The organism is Nonomuraea sp. NPDC004702 (assembly GCF_053601695.1).
Genome location: NZ_JBSGCE010000035.1, coordinates 70,388 through 87,683 on the forward strand (window position 1 = coordinate 70,388; position 17,296 = coordinate 87,683).

Below are 17,296 nucleotides of genomic sequence, written 5' to 3' on the forward strand. Positions count from 1 at the left end.
GCCACTACTGTGCATAGCGCAGTACTCTGCTTCGCGTGGATAGCAGCCAATTGCTCAAGGGCGTGCTCGACCTGGCCGTGCTGGCCGTGCTCGCCGAGCGCGACGGCTACGGCTACGACGTCGTGCGCCGGCTCAGGGAGGCGGGCCTGGAAGAGGTGGGCGACGCCTCCGTCTACGGCACGCTGCGCCGCCTGTTCAAGGCCGGCGCGCTCAACTCCTACGTCGTGGCCTCCGACGAGGGCCCCCACCGCAAGTACTACGGGCTCAACGAGGTCGGCCGCACCCTGTACGCCACCTCCGCCAAGCGGTGGGCGTCGTTCGCGGCCACCATGGATTCCCTGCTCAAGGAGGGCCACGCATGACCACGCCGGAACAGTACGCGCAGGCCGTCCGCGACGCCCTGGCCGGTCACCCCGACCGCGAGGAGCTGATCGAGGACCTCGACGACCATCTGGCCGAGATCGCGGCCGAGTCCGACCTGCCGCTGGAGGATCGGCTCGGGCCGCCCGCCGCGTACGCGGAGGAGCTGGTGGCCGCCTACGGAGGGCGTCCTCAGAGCCGCCGGAGTCGCCGTCCGCGGCCGCGCGTGTGGGCGGCGCGGGCGCATGCCGAGCTGCTGCGGCACAAGCCGTACCGGAGCTTCGTGGCCTTCCTGCCCGAGCTGCGGCCCGGCTGGTGGGTGCTGCGCGGCTACCTGCTGGCCATGCTGCTGCTGGCGATCACGGCGGGCGGCGGCGTGGTCCCGGGGAACCTGGCGGAGTGGGCGCTCGTGGCGGTGGCGGTGTGGGTCTCGGTGTGGTTCGGCCGGGCCCGCGGGGGGCGCTTCGCCGCGCTGCTGGCCACGGGCGTCAACGTGCTGGCGGGGCTGGCGCTGCTCGCCGGCATGGCGACGGTCTCCGACCGGGACGACCAGCCGGTCGCGATGGCGGCGCCGGCCGACGTGATGCTGGTCGGCGGCGGTCTCGACGTCTACAACATCAAGCCGTACGCCAAGGACGGCAGCCCGCTGACCGACGTCTACCTCTACGACCAGGACGGCAAGCCGATCACGGTCAGCCCCGAGGACCACGGGTACATGGTCGACCGGTCCTGCGGCGAGCCGGTGCTCAACCGCTACCCGCTGCCGCTGGTCCAGCAGCAGGACATGATGGCCGACGACGGCATGCCCACGGCCGCGCCCCCCGCGTGCCCGACGGCCTCCACGGCGCCCCTCGCCCCCTCGGCGACGCCCGCGCCGACCGCCACCGCCACCGCCACCGCCACCGCCACCACGCCCGTGCCCGAGAGGACGAGGTGATCGGGCACCATCGGTGTCATGAGCTTCGTACCACCCGGCACCGGCTGGCCCGGCGATCCCGCCACCCCTGACACCCCGGTGGCCCATGACCCCGCGGACGTGCGCCGCCTCGCCTCCACCACCGGCACCCTCGCGGAGCTCACGGCCGCGCAGTCCGTCTGCCGCGCCTGCCCGCGTCTGGTGGAGTGGCGCGAGGAAGTGGCGCGCGTGCGGCGGCGCGCGTTCGCGGACGAGACGTACTGGGGCCGTCCCGTCCCCGGGTGGGGGGCCGAGCGGCCGAAGGTGCTGCTGGTCGGCCTGGCCCCGGCGGCCCACGGGGGCAACAGGACGGGCCGCATCTTCACCGGCGACCGCAGCGGCGACTGGCTGTTCGCCTCGCTCCACCGCTGCGGCCTGGCGGCCAAGGAGACCAGCACGTACGCCGGCGACGGTCAGGAGCTCATCGACACCAGGGTGCTGGCGTCGGTGCGCTGCGCGCCTCCGGCCAACAAGCCCACGCCGGAGGAGAAGGCCGCCTGCTTCCCGTGGATGGCGCGGGAGGTGGCGATGGTGGCGGGGAGCGTACGGGCGGTGGTGGCGCTCGGCGGGTTCGCCTGGCAGGCCATGTGGCCCGCGCTCAAGGACGCCGGCTACGAGCTGCCGCGCACTCGCCCCCGGTTCGGCCACGGCGTCGAGGTCGAGGTCCGGCACGACGCCGCCCCGGTCACCCTGATCGGCTGCTACCACCCTAGCCAGCAGAACACCTTCACCGGCCGCGTCACCGCCCAGATGCTGGACGACGTCTTCCTCCGGGCCAGGTCACTGGCGGTGTGACGCGTCCCACCATCCCAGGGTTGGACTCTCCGGAAGGGCCCGACGTAAGCTTGTGAATGCTTTCACAAGCATTCCACGAGGGATGGGGCCTCAGGATGAACAAGCACATCTTGATCGTCGGCGGCGGTTACGTCGGCCTGTACACCGCGCTCAGGCTGCAGCGCAAGCTCCACCGCGAGCTGCGCGGCGGCGAGGCGCGCATCACGATCATCGACCCCCAGTCCTACATGACCTACCAGCCGTTCCTGCCGGAGGCGGCGGCGGGCAACCTCTCGCCCAGGCACATGGTGGCCCCGCTGCGCCGGATCCTCCCCAAGGTGCGCATACTCAACGGCACGGTCACCAAGGTCGACCACGCCGAGCGCGTCGTCACCTTCCAGCCCGCCGAGGGCGAGCCGCGCCAGGTGGCCTACGACGTGATCGTGATGGCCGCCGGGTCGATCTCGCGTACGCTGCCGATCCCCGGGCTGACCGACATCGGCATCGGGTTCAAGACCGTCGGCGAGGCCATCGCGCTGCGCAACCGCGTGCTGCACCTGCTCGACGTGGCAGAGTCGACCGTCGATCTCGAGGTGCGGCGCAGGGCGCTCACGTTCGTGGTGGTCGGGGCCGGCTTCGCGGGCGTGGAGGCGCTGGCCGAGCTGGAGGACATGGCCAAGGACTCCACCCGCTACTACCGCAACATCACCCCGGCCGACCTGCGCTGGGTCCTCGTCGAGGCCACGAACCGGGTGCTGCCCGAGGTCGGCCCCGAGATGGGCAAGTGGACGCTGGAGCAGCTGCGCGAACGCGGCATCGAGGTCAAGCTGGACACCAGGCTGGAGTCGTGCGAGGGCGGCCACGTCGTGCTCAGCGACGGCACCGAGTTCGACGCCGAGACCCTGGTGTGGACGGCGGGCGTCAAGCCGAGCCCGGTCGTCAACGACAGCGACCTGCCCCTGGACGAGCGGGGCCGGATCAAGACCACCGCCGCCCTGACCGTCGCCGGCACCCGCGACGCCTTCGCCGCCGGCGACGCGGCCGGGGTGCCCGACGTGACGAACCCGGGCCAGTACTGCGCACCCAACGCCCAGCACGCCGTGCGCCAGGCCAAGGTGCTGGCCGACAACATCGTCCGGCACCTGCGGGGCGAGCAACTGGTCGATTACCGCCACAAGTATGTCGGATCGGTCGCCGGACTGGGCCTGCATCAGGGCGTCGCCAATGTCTATGGCGTCAAGCTGCGCGGTTTCCCTGCGTGGTTCATGCACCGCACCTACCATCTGTCGCGGGTGCCGACGCTGAACCGCAAGGTCCGTGTCGTCGTCGACTGGACCCTGGCCCTGTTCTTCAAGCGAGAGACCATCTCGCTGGGTGAGATGGAGCATCCGCGCGACGGGTTCAGGGCCGCGGTGGCGACGACCCGCCGCTAGCCCAGATACGGCAGCGCCCCGGCGAGCATCGCCGGGGCGTTTTCGGCACCCCTGGACAGAAATGCGGAAGGGGTACCACGGGTGGGGCTCTCAGCGGTGACCGTGCTCGGCGTGGACCGGCCCGGCGTGATCGCCGCCGTCACCGGTTCGCTGGCCGACTGCGGCGCGAACATCCAGGACTCGACCATGACGTTGCTCGGCGGGTACGTGGCGATGATGCTGCTGGTCTCCGGCGATCTCGACTCCGCCGAGCTGACCAAGCGGCTCGGCGCGCCCGAGCTGGTGGTCTCCGCCTCGGCGATCGAGGCGCGGCGGCACTTCTGCGACGACGGCGGCGGCCTCGGCTACGTCCTGACCGTGCACGGCCCCGACCGGCCGGGCATCATCTCGGCCGTCAGCGCCGTGCTGGCCGCCGACGGGGGCAACATCACCGGCATGAGCACCCGGCTCACCGGCCGCCTCTACGTGCTCATCGCCGACGTCGAGCTGCCCAAGGACGTCGACGTCGCCGCCCTCATGCGCCGGCTGGCGGCGGTCGGCGCCGGGCTCGACTCGGAGATCACCTTCCGTCCCGTCGAGCCGGACCTGCTGTGACGGGCGCCAGAGGCACCCCGCGCCAGGTGCTCGGCGCGCCGCACCCGGCGCTGTCGGCCAGGGCCGAGCCGGTCGACCCGACGGCCCCAGAGACCGTGCGGGCCGCGGCCGACCTGCTCGCCACCCTGCGCGGCGAGACGGCCATGACGGGGCTGGCGGCCCCGCAGATCGGCCTGAGGTGGCGGCTGATCGCCTTCAACGCCTGGGCCCACCCCCGGGCCCGGTCATGGGCCGGGGAGCTCGTCCTGGTCAACCCTCGCCTCACGAGCGCCTCCCACTGGGACGGCGGGCGCGAGGGGTGCGCGTCCATCGCGGGGCTCATGGCCGACGTGCGACGGGCGACGCGTATCACCGTACATGGGCATTTGCCGGGCACAGGGGAGCCGGTCGTCATCGAGGCGGACGCCTTCGAGGCCCGCTGCATTCAGCACCAACTGGACCATCTGGACGGTCTACTCTTCTTGGACAGAGTGCCAGGGGCGCTATCACTTCACCGCAGACTTCACAGTTGTGACGCCTGATGCGAAGTTGTGCTCCTCGGAAGCATGGTCCGTTTCGTATGATTGCGGCGCCCCCGTAGCCCAATGGCAGAGGCAAACCCCTTAAAAGGGTTGTAGTGCGGGTTCGAATCCCGCCGGGGGCACCATTCTTAAGTGTCCCCGACCTGGGGTTTTCTCCGAGTGAAGCGTCTTGTCGCATCCGGTGGTTCACTACTGCTGTCAACCCGTCACACAATGCTTCCAGTCGTTTGCCGGGAAGACCCGGTCCGGTGAGGCATCCGGAAGATTCCGTTTTCATCACGAAACCCAACAGAACCCGGTTTCCATTGGTTGCGACGCAGTTACTCGCCGCCCCGCCGTCGGCCCCGGACGGCCGTCCCGGCCTCGGGAACTCGTGCGAGGTCACGTTCGTTGTCCTCGCTGCCGAAGTCCCCCCGACGAACTTCGATCTGAGCGTGAGTTGACCTAGGTGCCGCCAGGCCCCGTAGGCTCGGCGCCACAGGAGGCAGCGATGGAGAGCAAGAACCCCGTATTCGGCAGGGCGCGCCAGCAGCGCGCGGGTTGGGCCGGCCCGGCCCCGTCACCCGACACCCTGCGGAACATGTACGACGCCCCGTCGTACGCACCCCCGGCCCCGCCCGCCTACCGGGCGATGACCCTCGACGACGTCGTCGTCCGGGGCTTCCTCACCCTCGGCGCACTCGTCGTGGCCGCCGCCGCGACGTGGGTGCTCAACGTCCCCCCGATGGTGGCCGTCGGTGCCGCCGTCGTGGCCCTCATCCTCGGCCTGATCGCCTCGTTCACCCAGAGCACCAACCCGGCGCTCATCCTGGGCTACGCGGTGTTCGAGGGCGTCTTCCTCGGCAAGATCAGCCAGCTGTTCGAGGGCGCCATCAGCGGCATCGTCTTCCAGGCGGTGCTCGGCACGGCCTTCGCCTTCGGCGCGGTGCTGACCGTCTACTCGCTGCGGGTCGTCCGCGTCACCCCCAAGCTGGTCAGGTACGGCATGGCGGCCGCCATCGCGGTGGTCGGGCTGGTGCTGGTCAACCTGCTGGTCGGCATCTTCAACGGCGTCGGGCTCGGCCTGCGCACCGACAGCCCGCTCGGCTACATCTTCAGCATCGTCATGATCCTGATCGGCTGCTTCTTCCTGCTCCTCGACTTCGACTCGATCGAGCAGGGCGTGCGCCAGGGCGTCCCGGACAAGTTCGCCTGGCAGTGCGCGTTCGGCCTCATGCTGAGCCTGGTCTGGATCTACCTTGAGGTGCTCCGCCTCATCAGCTATTTCACCGGCGACGACTGATCGTTCATCTCCTGGGGGCCTCGCCGTAACCGGCGGGGCCCTCTCTTTGTGCGACCGGAAATCTACCTGCCGTCACAGAATGATGCCTGGCCGGGGGGTTGCCATTCGCAGCGCGGTGTTGCAGTGTCGAGCAAAGGACCTTAATCCGCGGAGGTGCCCATGTCCTTGAACCACTCACCGGAGACGCAGACGAAGCTCATCGCAAGGGTCCCCACGATAACGGGACGCGAACTCCCCGAGTGGTTCCAAGCCATCGACAACGGCCCATCCTTCCTGAGGTGCGACGAGCGGGCCAACTGGCTCGCCGACGAGCACGGGCTGACCCACGGCTACGCCGCCGCGATCGTGCTGGAGCACGAGCGGCACCGCCGTACCCGCATGGGCTTGATGTAGAGCCCTTCCCCATCCCCGCGCCCGTGCTCCGAGCACGGGCGCGGCATCATGAACACATGGATCTGGACAAGGCGCTCGGCTTCATCGAGACCCACCACCACGCAGTCCTGCTCACCAGCCGTCGCGGAGGGCACCCGCAGATGTCGCCGGTGCTGGCGGGCGTGGCCGGCGGGCACATCGTCATCAGCACCCGCGAGACGGCGATGAAGGTGCACAACATCCGCCGGGATCCCCGCGTCTCGCTCTGCGTGCTCGCCGACGGCTTCTTCGGCGAGTGGCTCCAGGTCGACGGCACGGCCGAGATCGTCTCCCTGCCGGAGGCGATGGACCAGCTCGTCGCCTACTACCGGGACATCTCCGGCGAACACCCCGACTGGGACGCCTACCGCGAGGCCATGGTCAGCGAGCGGCGCGTCATCGTCCGCGTCACCCCGCTCCAGGCCGGCCCCGACCGCCAGGGCTGACCTCCGGGACGCGAACGGCCCCGCGCGGCCGGGAAGGCCGGGCACGGGGCCGCCGAGCACGATCTAGGACAGGCGCTCCAGCACCATCGCCATGCCCTGGCCGCCGCCCACGCACATCGTCTCAAGGCCGAGGCTCTTGTCGTGGTGGCGCAGGCTGTTGATCAGCGTCGAGGTGATGCGCGCCCCGGTCATGCCGAACGGGTGCCCGACGGCGATGGCGCCACCGTTGACGTTGAGCCGGTCGAGCTCGATCCCGAGGTCCTGGTACGACGGGATCACCTGCGCCGCGAACGCCTCGTTGATCTCCACGAGGTCGATGTCCTCGATCGCCATCCCGGCCCGGGACAGCGCCTGCTTGGACGCCTCCACCGGCCCGAGGCCCATGATCTCGGGCGAGAGCCCGCTGACGCCGGTGCTGACGATCCGGGCCAGCGGCGTGATGCCCAGCTCGGCCGCCTTGACGTCGCTCATGATGACCAGGGCCGCCGCGCCGTCGTTGAGCGGGCAGCAGTTGCCCGCGGTGACCGTGCCGTCGGGGCGGAAGACCGGCTTGAGCCCGGCCACCCCCTCGTACGTGGTGCCGGCCCGGGGGCCGTCGTCCTTGCTGACCACGGTGCCGTCGGGGAGCGTGACGGGGGTGATGTCCTTCTGCCAGAACCCGTCGGCCAGCGCCTTCTCGGCCAGGTTCTGGGAGCGCACGCCGAACTCGTCCTGCTCGCGGCGGCTGACGCCCTTGAGCTGGGCCAGGTTCTCGGCGGTCTGACCCATGGCGATGTAGATGTCGGGGACGGCGCCGTCCTGGCGGGGGTCGTGCCAGGTGCGGCCGCCCTCGGCCGCCTGCTTGGTGCGAGCCGTCGCGTCGAGGAACAGCGGGTTGTGGGTGTCGGGCAGCGAGTCGGAGTTGCCCTTGGCGAAGCGCGAGACGGTCTCGACGCCGGCCGAGACGAACACGTCGCCCTCGCCCGCCTTGATCGCGTGGAAGGCCATCCGCGTGGTCTGCAGCGAGGAGGAGCAGTAGCGCGTGACGGTCGTGCCCGGCACGGTGTCGAGCCCGAGCAGCACCGCCACCACCCGGGCCATGTTGAAGCCCTGCTCACCGCCCGGCAGGCCACAGCCGAGCATGATGTCGTCGATCGTGTTCGGGTCGAGCTGGGGCACCTTGGCCAGCGCCGCCTGGATCATCTGTACGGTCAGATCGTCGGGACGGATGTCCTTGAGCGACCCCTTGAAGGCTCGTCCGATCGGGGAACGCGCGGTTGCGACGATGACTGCCTCGGGCATGGCCCCTCCTTGTGTCCGGCGGTGATATTAGAACTATATTCCAGTCCTCCTCGCAAGCACCCCGGGGCCCCGCGTCAGCCGTACATGCCGGGGGCGGTGGCGGTGTGGTCGTTGACGGCGTGCACGGCGCCCTTCTCGTCGCGCCACAGGCGCCAGCCGTCCTGGCTGCCGGTGAACCAGGGCGGCGGGGCGTTCATGGGGGAGACGCGGGTGCCGGTGCCCAGGTCGTACTCGCAGACGGCGGCCGTGGAGTAGAAGCCGGGGGCCTGGCCGCGCAGCGGCAGCGGCTTGGGATCGGTGACGCAGAAGGACCAGCCCCGCTCCTCGCCCACCTGCGCGGGCTTGCCCGAGACCAGGTCGAAGGCGCTGCCCTTGGCGTCGTGCTTGAGGAAGCCCAGTTTGTCCATGCGATCGGGGAAGGCCAGCCACCAGCCCGAGCCGGGGACGTCGGAGGCGGTGATCTGGCCGACCACCCGGCCGGTCTCGGAGTCGAGCCTGGCGAAACCGCCGTAGGCGCCCTGGCGGTCGACCGGGCGGACGACGGGCGCGTAGCCGGGGCTGCCGCTGGGATAGACGCGCACGACCGAGGGGCGCATCCAGTTGACCGTGCCGTCGCTGATCCTGATGGAGAACAGCCCGAAGGTGGAGACCTTCTTCGTCTGGGGGTTGGTGTAGGGGGCGACGTAGCCGACCAGGTTGTCGCCGGTCGAGCCGAACGCCCACCCGCCCGACAGGTCGATGCCGGGCCCGAGCGCCTGCTCGATCGGCTGCTGCCACTGCAGCTTGCCGGTCTTGACGTCGTAGGACTCGATCATGGGGTTGGCGGCCATCCGCAGCAGCAGGACCCGGGCCGGGTCGGACCACTCGACCTCGGAGATGCCGGGCAGCCGCCACATCACCCGGCCGGTCGCCGGGTCGAGCACGACCATCCGGGCGTGGGTCAGGGCGGTGTGCTCCGACACGCACACGTAGGGGCCGCAGCGCTGCGGCCCGAACGTGGAGTGCATGGGCCTGGCCCACTTCTGCGCCCCGGAACGGGCGTCGCGGGCGATGAGGGTGGCGTTCCAGCGGCCCTTCTTCGCCGGATCGAGGGCCACGACCACCCCCTGGCCCTTGGCCGTCTCCACGACCGCGGGGGCGGAGACGCCCATGCCGGGCAGGCGGCCCGCCATGGTGGCCGGGTACGCCCACAGGCGCCGGCCGTCTTCGAGGCCGAGCGCCACCGTCTCCAGCGTGCCGTCGGGCTTCATGGAGGTGGTGGTGACCACACCGGCCGCGGACACGATCCGGCTGACCGCGTTGACCTGGGTGTTCTGCCAGGAGGGGAAGTTCGCCGTGGCGGCGTCGCTGCCGGAGCAGGCGGTCAGGGCGAGGGTCCCCGCGAGGGCCAGGGAAGGTTTCATGAGGGGCCGGAGCACAGGCAATTCACTCCAAAAGAGGACGAGGAGTGACGGATCAGGCTCGGAGGGTGACCGGATCAGGCGTCGCCGAACCCCCCGGCGCGCGCGATCACGCGTCGGTGGGATCGTCGAGCCGCCCGCCGGGCGCGCTCACGCGTCGGTAGGCGTCTCGCCGAGCCGCCGGCGGAACAGCGTGGCCCACTTGCCGTGGAGCCCCGTGGCCCGCCCGTCGACCCGGGTCGCGGTGACCTCGGTGCCGGGCTCCTCCGCGGCCGTTGCCGCCGCAAGGTAGATCGGTTGCAGTCCTTCGCCCCGCGCGGGCCGCGGCTCAGGCCACAGCCCCAACGCAGCGCACACCGACGGTAGCACCGCGTAAGCGGCCTGCGCGTAACCTCGGTCAGATGGATGGAAACGATCCGGTCCGAACATTTCTGTCGGATTTGTGTCGAATTCCGGCCCCAGGACGTCGGCGAACGCCACCGTACGGCCGCCCGCGTCGACCACGGCGACGGTCTGGGCCGCCGCGAGCTGACGGCTCCACCGCCGGGTCACCCAGCGCAGCGGCTGGGCGATGGGCCGCACCGTGCCGAGGTCGGGGCAGGTGCCGACGACCACCTCGACGCCCGCCTCGCGCAGCCGCCGCACCGCCTTGGCCAGGTGGCGCACCGCCACGGCGGGCGGCGTCTGGGTGATGATGTCGTTGGCCCCCACGAAGATGACCGCCACGTCCGGGCGCATGGCGAGGGCGGCGTCCACCTGCTCGGGCAGCTCCGCGGAGGGGGCGCCCGACTTGCCCGCCACGAGCAGGTGCACCGGCCGCTCGGCCACCGCCGCCACGCCGTTGGCCAGCAGGACGGCGGGGGTGTGGCTGGGGTCGGCCATGCCCAGGCCCACCGAGGTGGAATCGCCGAGCATGGCCATCTTGAGGGGCTTGCCGCGGAAATCGCCGTAGACGCCGTCGGAGGGCGGTCCGTCCAGACCGTGGGGGCGGCCGATGGCCTTGCGCGCGAGCAGTCCCTCGGCGATCAGCAGGCCGTACGCCGTGGCTCCCAGAGCCGTGAGCCCGCCACCTCCGAGCGCCGCCGCCATCGCGATCCGCCTGGCCGCGCGTGCCATGCCTGCTGCCCAGACCACGTAGTGCCCTCCCGGTCGAACTCGGCGGTAGCGTTTGCTTGAAAACTAGCCGAGGGCCTGCCACCCCCACTGGATCTCGGCCTCGGGCAAGCTGATCAAGCTTCGGCAAAGAAGGTGAACACCTCGGTGCGCGTTTACGATTCCCTGGTCGATCTCATGGGGAACACTCCGCTCGTCCGCCTGCACAAGGTCACGGCGGGGATCTCCGCCCAGGTGCTGGCCAAGGTCGAATATTTCAATCCGGGCGGCTCGGTCAAGGACCGCATCGCGCTGCGCATGATCGAGGCCGCCGAGGCCTCCGGCGCGCTGCGGCCGGGCGGCGTCATCGTCGAGCCGACGTCCGGCAACACCGGAGTGGGCCTGGCCATCGTGGCCCAGCAGAAGGGCTACCGGTGCCTGTTCGTGGTGCCCGACAAGGTGGCCCAGGACAAGATCGCGGTGCTGCGCGCGTACGGTGCCGAGGTCGTGGTCTGCCCCACCGCCGTCTCGCCCGACCACCCGGAGTCCTACTACTCGGTCTCCGACCGGCTGGCCCGCGAGATCCCCAACGCCTGGAAGCCCGACCAGTACTCCAACGTCAACAACCCCGACTCCCACTACCACTCGACCGGCCCCGAGCTGTGGGAGCAGACCGACGGCCGCATCACGCACTTCGTGGCGGGCATCGGCACCGGCGGCACGATCAGCGGCACCGGCCGCTACCTCAGGGAGGTCTCCGACGGCCGGGTGAAGATCATCGGAGCCGACCCCGAGGGCTCGGTGTACTCCGGCGGCTCGGGCCGTCCCTACCTGGTGGAGGGCGTGGGCGAGGACATCTGGCCGGCCACGTACGACACCGGGATCTGCGACGAGATCATCGCGGTGTCCGACAAGGACTCCTTCAACATGACCCGCCGCCTGGCCCGCGAGGAGGGGCTGCTGGTCGGCGGCTCGTGCGGCATGGCCGTGGTGGCGGCGCTGCAGGTGGCGGCCAAGGCGGGCCCCGACGACGTGGTGGTCGTGCTGCTGCCCGACGGCGGCCGCGGCTACCTGTCGAAGATCTTCAACGACGACTGGATGGCCGACTACGGTTTCCTGACCACCAGCTCGGACGAGGGCCTGGTCGGCGACGTGCTGGCGCGCAAGGGGCCGGGCCTGCCGGAGTTCGTGCACGCCCACCCGCACGAGTCGGTCGGCACGGCCATCTCGATCATGCGCGAGTACTCGGTGTCCCAGCTTCCGGTCATGAAGGAGGAGCCGCCGGTCATGGCGGCCGAAGTGGTCGGCTCCATCGTCGAGCGCGACCTCCTGGAGGCCCTCTACCACGGCAGGCTCGCCTCCGACGACCCGATCTCCGACCACATGTCGGCGCCGCTACCCACGATCGGCAGCGGTGAACCCGTCGCGCGCGCGGTCGAGGCGCTGGAGAAGGCCGACGCGGCCGTCGTCCTGGAGGACGGCAAGCCCGCCGGGCTGCTCACCCGGCAGGACCTGCTCGCCTTCCTCGCCAACCACTGATCAGGGCTTCCTTATCGATTCGATCACGGTGCCGAGGCCCTCGTGCCCGCGTCCCTCGGCGTCGGCGCGCTCGAACAGCTCCTTCAGCGCGTTCGGCACCGTGGTCTCCACACCGGCCTCGGCCAGCGCGTGCACGACGTGGCCGAGGCCCACGGCCTGCATGTGCAGCGAGTTCAGCTCGCCGGGGTAGGCCCCGGCGGCGAACTCCTCGGCCAGGATCTTCGCGAACCCCATCACGCCGTCGCCGCCGAGCTGGGTGAAGGTCTCCCGCACGTACGGCAGGAACTCCAGCGGGGAGACCCCGGCCGTGCTCAGCATCGCCATGGCGTGCATCTGGCTGGTCAGGCTGGACCAGAAGATCAGCAGCAGCGACTGGTAGTACATCATCGCCAGGCCCTCGTCCGCGCCGACGTGGACGACGTCGCCGAGGGCCCTGAGCGTGGCCGTGTGCCGGTCGAGCACGTCCTTGGGGCCGCTGTAGAAGGAGTACGCCCCCGGCTGACCGATGCCCGGGGGCGGGACCATGATCCCGGCGGTGATGAGCGTGCCGCCGCGTCCGGCCACCCAGCGGGCCGCCGCGCGCAGCTCCTCCGGGGTGCCCGAGCTGAGGTTGACCAGCACCTTCCCGTCGAGCCCGGCCTCGCCGAGGCTGTCGTACATCGCCTGGTAGCCGATCTGGCTGAACACCAGCAGATCGCCGTCCGCGGCCGAGGCCGCGCGCCGGGCTCCCCGGGCGACCAGCGGTTCGGTCTTGCTCGCCGTACGGTTCCACACGGCCACGTCGAAACCCGCGCCGAGGAACGTCTCGGCCATCTTCGACCCCATCGGGCCGAGTCCTGCAACTGTCACCTGAGTCATGACAGGGAGCCTGCGGCACCGCCCTACGGAAATCCTTATGACCGGCTACGGGTTAGTCTCTGCATGGTGCGATTCGGGGTGCTCGGCCCGCTGACCGTCCGGACGGACGGCGGCGAGGAGATCCACGTCGCCGAGCCCAAGGTCCGCGCGCTCCTCGCCGCCCTGCTGGCGGCCGGCGGCGGCCCGGTCTCCGCCGACCGGCTGATCGACGACCTGTGGGGCGACCGGCCCGGCCGCAACCCGCTCGGCACCCTCCAGGCCCGCGTCTCCCAGCTCCGCCGCGCGCTCGGCGACCCGGCCATGGTCGTCCACGGCCCGGCCGGCTACCGGCTGGCCGCCCACGACTGCGACGCCGTCCGGTTCCGCGCGCTCGTGGGCCGCCGCGGCGCCGCCCCGCGTGAGCGCGCCCGCGAGCTCGACCAGGCGCTCGCCCTGTGGCGGGGCGCGGCCTACGCCGACTTCGCCGACGAGGGGTTCGCCCGTCCCGAGATCACCCTGCTGACCGAGCTGCGCCTGTCGGCCCTGGAGGAGCAGGCCGAGGTGCGCCTCGCGCTCGGCCACGACGTCGACCTCGCCGACCTGGTCGCCCGGCACCCCCTGCGCGAACGGCTGCGCGCCTCGCACATGAAGGCCCTGTACCGGGGCGGCCGGCAGAGCGAGGCGCTGGCCGGCTACGAGGAGCTGCGCGTCAGGCTGGCCGAGGAGCTGGGGCTCGACCCCTCGCCCGAGCTGGCCGCGCTGCACCGGGCGATCCTGCGCCACGACCCCTCGCTGGCCGCCCCGCCGCCCGCCGCCGACCCCGGGCCGCTCACCAACCTGCCCGCGCCGCTCACCCCGCTGGTCGGCCGGGACGCCGACCTCGCCGAGGTCGCCGCCCTGCTGACGGACTCGCGGCTGGTGACCCTGACCGGGCCGGGCGGCGTGGGCAAGACCCGTCTCGCCCTCGCCGCCGCCCGCCGCCTGGCCTTCCCCGAGGGTTCCGCCGAGCCGCGGCGGGGCGGGTTCGCCGACGGGGTGTGGCTGGTGGAGCTGGCCGGGGCCGGGGGCGCCGACGTGGCCGAGGCGGTGGCGGCCGTGCTGGGCGTGCGCGACGACGACTCCGTGCCGCTGGCGTCCAGGCTGGCCGGGGTGCTGGCGGGCCGGAGCGCGCTGCTGGTCCTGGACAACTGCGAGCACCTGGTCGAGCAGGTCGCCGGGCTCGTCTCGGCGCTGCTGCGGGCCGCGCCCGGCCTGCGCGTGCTGGCCACCAGCCAGGAGCCGCTGGGCGTGTCCGGCGAACGGGTCCGGGTCGTCCACCCGCTGGCCGAGGCCGACGCCGTGCGGCTCTTCGCGGCCCGCGCGGACGTGGAGCCCGGCCCCACCGTGGCCGTCATCTGCCGGCGGCTCGACGGCATCCCGCTGGCCCTGGAGCTGGCGGCGACGCGGGTGCGGGCGCTCGGCGTACAGGAGCTGGCCGCCCGCCTGGACGACCGGTTCAGGCTGCTCAGCGCCGGGATGCGGGACGCCCCGGCCCGGCAGCGCACGCTGCGGGCCACCATCGACTGGAGCTGGGAGCTGCTGTCGGACGAGGAACGCGCGGTGCTGCGGCGGCTGGCCGCGCACGCCGACGGCTGCACCCTGGAGGCCGCCGAGGCGGTCTGCGCCGAGCCCGGCGTGGACGTGCTCGACGTGCTGGCCAGGCTCGTGGACCGGTCGCTGGTCGCCGTGGCGCCCGGTCCCCTGGGACCCCGCTACCGGCTGCTGGAGTCGGTGACCGCCTACTGCCTCGAACGGCTGCGCGCGGCCGGTGAGCACGACCTGCTGCGGGAGCGGCACGCCCGCTACTACACCGACCTGGCCGCCCGCGCCGAGCTGCGCGGCCCGCGCCAGCACGAATGGCTGGACCGGCTGGACGCCGAGAGCGCCAACCTGCGGCTGGCCCTGTCAGGACCGGAGCCCCTGCGCCTGGCCAACGCGCTCGCCTGGTACTGGATCCTGCGCGGCAGGCTGCGCGAGGCCCGCAGGTCGATCGAGGCGGCGCTGTCGGCGGGCGGCGAGGACAGCGCCGCCGCCCTGGCCTCGGTGTGGCTGGCCGGCATCGGGCTGCTGCTCGGCGAGCCCACCCCGCCGGTACGCCGCGCCGCGCTCGACCGTGCGGGGGCCGCGCTGGCCGACTGGTTCCTCAGCTTCGTCCGCTGGGCGTACGGCGACCACGCGGCGCACCGGGACGCGGTGGGACGGGCGCTGGCGGCGTACGAGGAGCTGGGGGACCGGTGGGGGGTGGCGGCGGCGCTGTGCCTGCGGGCCAAGCTCGCGGTGGGCCGCGGCGACCTCGCGGCGATGGAACGCGACGGCGAGCGCGGCCTGGCCCTCTTCCGCGAGCTGGGGGACGAATGGGGGCAGGTCGAGGCCATGGACGTCCTCGACCGGCTGGCCGAGATCCGCGGCGACTACGAGCGGGCGGCCCAGCTGCGGCACGAGGCGCTGCGACTGGCCGAGGGGCTGGGGTTCGACGTGTCGTTCAAGCTGGCCGCGCTCGGCCGGCTCGCGCTGCTCACGGGCGACTACGAGCGGTCCGACGACTACCACGGGCGGGCCAGGCGGCTGGCGGTGGCGCAGTCGTACCGGTCGGCGGAGGAGAACGCGCTGCTCGGACTGGCCATGAGCGCCCGCAGGCAGGGGCGGTACGAGGAGGCGGAGTCGTACCTGCTGTCCGCGCTCGACTGGCTGCGGCAGGTGCGGGGGACGCCCGGGACGGCGTTCGTCATGGCCGAGTGGGGGTTCGTGGCCGAGCAGCGCGGCGACGCCGAGACCGCGCTGGCGCGCCAGCGCGAGGGGTACGCGAACGCCCGCGCGACGGGCGACCCGCGGGCCGTGGCACTGGCCCTGGAGGGGCTGGCGGGCGCGTTGTCGATCGCGGGCCGCGAGCACCTGGCGGAGGCGGCGCGGAAGCTGGGACGGGCCGCGGCGCTCCGGCGGGCCGTCGGCGCGCCCCTTCCCGCCGGCGAACGCCCTGACGTGGACCGGATCACCGCCCGCCTGCGCGCCGCAATGGGCGAGCCGGAGTTCGCCGCGTCCTTCGCCGCGGGGGAGCGGGATCCTGAGGTCTCGGGCCAGTGGGAACCCGGCAAGGGCCCGGCCGACCGGTCGGCCGGGTCAGGACAGTGGGAATCCGGCGAGGTCGCGGTCGGACGGTCGGGCGGGTCAGGGGAGCGGGAACTCAGCGATCACTTCCCAGGGGCCCTCGGGGGACGGGCCCGCGTAGAGCCTGCCGCCCAGAGCCTCCACCCGCTCGGCCATGCCGACCAGCCCGAACCCGCCGCCCAGCCGGGACACCCGCGGGTCTGACGCGACCGAGCCGAAGTTCCGCACCCGCAGCACGACCACCCGCTCGTACCGCCGCAGGTCGGCCTCCACCCACGCGGCCCGGGTGGCGTGCTTGCGCACGTTGGTGAGCGACTCCAGCAGGACCCGGTGCAGCGTCGTCATCACCTCGGGCGGCAGCGTCCGGTCGTCGATGCCCGACCCGATCTCGAAGGCCACCTTCGGCCCCTCGACCGAGAACCGCTCGGTCAGCAGCCGCAGGTCGGCCAGCGTCGTGCCGGGCCTGCGGTCGGCCTCGTCCTCGGTGCGCAGGACGGTGACCATGCGCCGCATCGAGGTCAGCGCCTCCGACCCGGCCGAGGCGATCGCGTCGAGCGCGGGCAGCACGGCCTCGGGCTTGTGCTCGGCGACCGTACGCGCGGCCTGGGCCTGGACGACGATGCCGGTGATGTGGTGGGCGACCAGGTCGTGCAGCTCCCTGGCCAGTTCGAGACGTTCGGCCCGGCGTACGGAGTGCACCGCCTCGGTCCGGCGCTCCTGCTGGAACCGCAGGTAGCCGCCGATGCCCGCGGCCGTCGACCACCCCGCGAACAGCAGGAACGCGAACGCCAGCCCCGCCGTGGGGTAGTCGCGCCTGGCCGACTCGGCCATCAGCACGCCCAGCCCCATGAGCGACAGCACCGCCGCCCGCCGTACCGGCTCCACGTGCCGCAGCACGCCGATGAGGAGGATCAGCAGCGACCCCGTCTCGGCCATGCCGGGCGCGCCCAGCGCGCCGACCGACCCGATGACCACCGACGCGGCGAAGGACAGCCCCAGCAGCGCGCAGAAGCCCTCAAGCCGGTGGCGGCGGCGCAGGACGACCGCCGCGATCCCGGCCGCGCCGCAGAACGGCACGAACCACTGCAACCCTCCGACGCTGACGGCGATGGCCAGGTCGAGCATCAGCATCAGGCCGAGCCAGCCGAGCATCGCGATCTCGCTCAGCCGCCGGACCCAGTACACGATGCCTTTCGAATCCCCCACGTCACGAGAGTAGGCCGGAAG

General features: G+C 72.2%; 15 protein-coding genes, 1 tRNA gene and 1 pseudogene. 12 read left to right on the plus strand and 5 right to left on the minus strand.

All coding sequences use genetic code 11. The features are described from left to right. The first annotated feature begins 35 nt into the window (after positions 1 to 35). The 10 genes from ACWEJ6_RS34350 to ACWEJ6_RS34395 all read left to right on the plus strand — a co-directional run bounded on the left by ACWEJ6_RS34350 (position 36) and on the right by ACWEJ6_RS34395 (position 6,776). Positions 36 to 362 (plus strand): PadR family transcriptional regulator, encoded by a 327-nt coding sequence (locus ACWEJ6_RS34350; RefSeq protein WP_352323564.1) that lies wholly within the window; start codon positions 36 to 38, stop codon positions 360 to 362. Further along, complete coding sequence (locus tag ACWEJ6_RS34355; RefSeq protein WP_452429175.1) at positions 359 to 1,297, plus strand: hypothetical protein; 939 nt, start codon at positions 359 to 361, stop codon at positions 1,295 to 1,297. Before ACWEJ6_RS34350 ends, ACWEJ6_RS34355 begins: the two co-directional genes overlap by 4 nt. An 18-nt stretch (positions 1,298 to 1,315) precedes the next feature. After that, positions 1,316 to 2,110 (plus strand): uracil-DNA glycosylase, encoded by a 795-nt coding sequence (locus tag ACWEJ6_RS34360; protein ID WP_452429177.1) that lies wholly within the window; start codon positions 1,316 to 1,318, stop codon positions 2,108 to 2,110. Between the two features lie 95 nt (positions 2,111 to 2,205). Beyond that, complete coding sequence (locus tag ACWEJ6_RS34365; RefSeq protein WP_452429179.1) at positions 2,206 to 3,522, plus strand: NAD(P)/FAD-dependent oxidoreductase; 1,317 nt, start codon at positions 2,206 to 2,208, stop codon at positions 3,520 to 3,522. 81 nt (positions 3,523 to 3,603) lie between these two features. Then, complete coding sequence (locus ACWEJ6_RS34370) at positions 3,604 to 4,116, plus strand: glycine cleavage system protein R (RefSeq protein WP_387676995.1); 513 nt, start codon at positions 3,604 to 3,606, stop codon at positions 4,114 to 4,116. Next, positions 4,113 to 4,637 (plus strand): peptide deformylase, encoded by a 525-nt coding sequence (locus tag ACWEJ6_RS34375; protein ID WP_452429181.1) that lies wholly within the window; start codon positions 4,113 to 4,115, stop codon positions 4,635 to 4,637. The genes ACWEJ6_RS34370 and ACWEJ6_RS34375 overlap by 4 nt, the downstream gene beginning before the upstream one ends. Before the next feature lie 49 nt (positions 4,638 to 4,686). Further along, positions 4,687 to 4,762: transfer RNA gene (locus ACWEJ6_RS34380), tRNA-Leu, on the plus strand. A gap of 365 nt (positions 4,763 to 5,127) precedes the next feature. Further along, positions 5,128 to 5,919, plus strand: coding sequence for a Bax inhibitor-1/YccA family protein (locus tag ACWEJ6_RS34385; protein ID WP_387676998.1), 792 nt, complete (start codon positions 5,128 to 5,130; stop codon positions 5,917 to 5,919). Between the two features lie 159 nt (positions 5,920 to 6,078). After that, the gene (locus ACWEJ6_RS34390; protein ID WP_352323556.1) at positions 6,079 to 6,312 is read left to right on the plus strand and encodes a DUF4287 domain-containing protein; all 234 of its coding nucleotides are present in this window, start codon (positions 6,079 to 6,081) and stop codon (positions 6,310 to 6,312) included. Positions 6,313 to 6,368: 56 nt separating this feature from the next. Further along, on the plus strand, positions 6,369 to 6,776 hold the full coding sequence (locus ACWEJ6_RS34395) for a PPOX class F420-dependent oxidoreductase (protein WP_352352999.1): 408 nt from the start codon (positions 6,369 to 6,371) through the stop codon (positions 6,774 to 6,776). A 63-nt stretch (positions 6,777 to 6,839) separates the two neighbouring features. Here the strand turns inward: ACWEJ6_RS34395 and ACWEJ6_RS34400 are convergent, their stop codons facing one another. From ACWEJ6_RS34400 to ACWEJ6_RS34410, 3 genes are all read right to left on the minus strand, one after another. Beyond that, positions 6,840 to 8,057, minus strand: a complete 1,218-nt coding sequence (locus tag ACWEJ6_RS34400; protein WP_387677001.1) for an acetyl-CoA C-acetyltransferase — start codon at positions 8,055 to 8,057, stop codon at positions 6,840 to 6,842. A gap of 74 nt (positions 8,058 to 8,131) precedes the next feature. Beyond that, positions 8,132 to 9,460: an outer membrane protein assembly factor BamB family protein gene (locus ACWEJ6_RS34405; RefSeq protein ID WP_452429184.1), complete on the minus strand. Its 1,329-nt coding sequence runs from the start codon at positions 9,458 to 9,460 to the stop codon at positions 8,132 to 8,134. 147 nt (positions 9,461 to 9,607) lie between these two features. After that, positions 9,608 to 10,591 (minus strand): SGNH/GDSL hydrolase family protein, encoded by a 984-nt coding sequence (locus tag ACWEJ6_RS34410; RefSeq protein ID WP_452429186.1) that lies wholly within the window; start codon positions 10,589 to 10,591, stop codon positions 9,608 to 9,610. Positions 10,592 to 10,717: 126 nt separating this feature from the next. On the opposite strand from ACWEJ6_RS34410, the gene ACWEJ6_RS34415 reads away from it, so the two are divergent. Beyond that, the gene (locus ACWEJ6_RS34415) at positions 10,718 to 12,088 is read left to right on the plus strand and encodes a cystathionine beta-synthase (protein WP_352323551.1); all 1,371 of its coding nucleotides are present in this window, start codon (positions 10,718 to 10,720) and stop codon (positions 12,086 to 12,088) included. Here ACWEJ6_RS34415 and ACWEJ6_RS34420 read toward each other — a convergent pair whose 3' ends face one another. Continuing rightward, positions 12,089 to 12,937: an NAD(P)-dependent oxidoreductase gene (locus ACWEJ6_RS34420; protein ID WP_387677008.1), complete on the minus strand. Its 849-nt coding sequence runs from the start codon at positions 12,935 to 12,937 to the stop codon at positions 12,089 to 12,091. It lies immediately after the preceding gene. Positions 12,938 to 13,009: 72 nt separating this feature from the next. Here ACWEJ6_RS34420 and ACWEJ6_RS34425 point away from each other — a divergent pair, with 72 nt between their 5' ends. After that, complete coding sequence (locus tag ACWEJ6_RS34425) at positions 13,010 to 16,273, plus strand: BTAD domain-containing putative transcriptional regulator (RefSeq protein WP_452429189.1); 3,264 nt, start codon at positions 13,010 to 13,012, stop codon at positions 16,271 to 16,273. A gap of 285 nt (positions 16,274 to 16,558) precedes the next feature. On the opposite strand, the pseudogene ACWEJ6_RS34430 reads toward ACWEJ6_RS34425, so the two are convergent. After that, a pseudogene (locus ACWEJ6_RS34430) lies at positions 16,559 to 17,221 on the minus strand (histidine kinase dimerization/phosphoacceptor domain-containing protein); the annotation flags it as partial. Between the last annotated feature and the right edge of the window lie 75 nt (positions 17,222 to 17,296).

What these genes read in the sequence shown, in the direction of transcription:
- ACWEJ6_RS34360 (WP_452429177.1), top strand. Translation starts at nt 1,316, where the DNA reads ATGAGCTTCGTACCACCCGGCACCGGCTGGCCCGGCGATCCCGCCACC.
- ACWEJ6_RS34425 (WP_452429189.1), top strand. Translation starts at nt 13,010, where the DNA reads ATGGTGCGATTCGGGGTGCTCGGCCCGCTGACCGTCCGGACGGACGGC.
- ACWEJ6_RS34405 (WP_452429184.1), bottom strand. Translation starts at nt 9,460, where the DNA reads ATGAAACCTTCCCTGGCCCTCGCGGGGACCCTCGCCCTGACCGCCTGC.
- ACWEJ6_RS34395 (WP_352352999.1), top strand. Translation starts at nt 6,369, where the DNA reads ATGGATCTGGACAAGGCGCTCGGCTTCATCGAGACCCACCACCACGCA.
- ACWEJ6_RS34355 (WP_452429175.1), top strand. Translation starts at nt 359, where the DNA reads ATGACCACGCCGGAACAGTACGCGCAGGCCGTCCGCGACGCCCTGGCC.
- ACWEJ6_RS34390 (WP_352323556.1), top strand. Translation starts at nt 6,079, where the DNA reads ATGTCCTTGAACCACTCACCGGAGACGCAGACGAAGCTCATCGCAAGG.
- ACWEJ6_RS34385 (WP_387676998.1), top strand. Translation starts at nt 5,128, where the DNA reads ATGGAGAGCAAGAACCCCGTATTCGGCAGGGCGCGCCAGCAGCGCGCG.
- ACWEJ6_RS34400 (WP_387677001.1), bottom strand. Translation starts at nt 8,057, where the DNA reads ATGCCCGAGGCAGTCATCGTCGCAACCGCGCGTTCCCCGATCGGACGA.
- ACWEJ6_RS34365 (WP_452429179.1), top strand. Translation starts at nt 2,206, where the DNA reads ATGAACAAGCACATCTTGATCGTCGGCGGCGGTTACGTCGGCCTGTAC.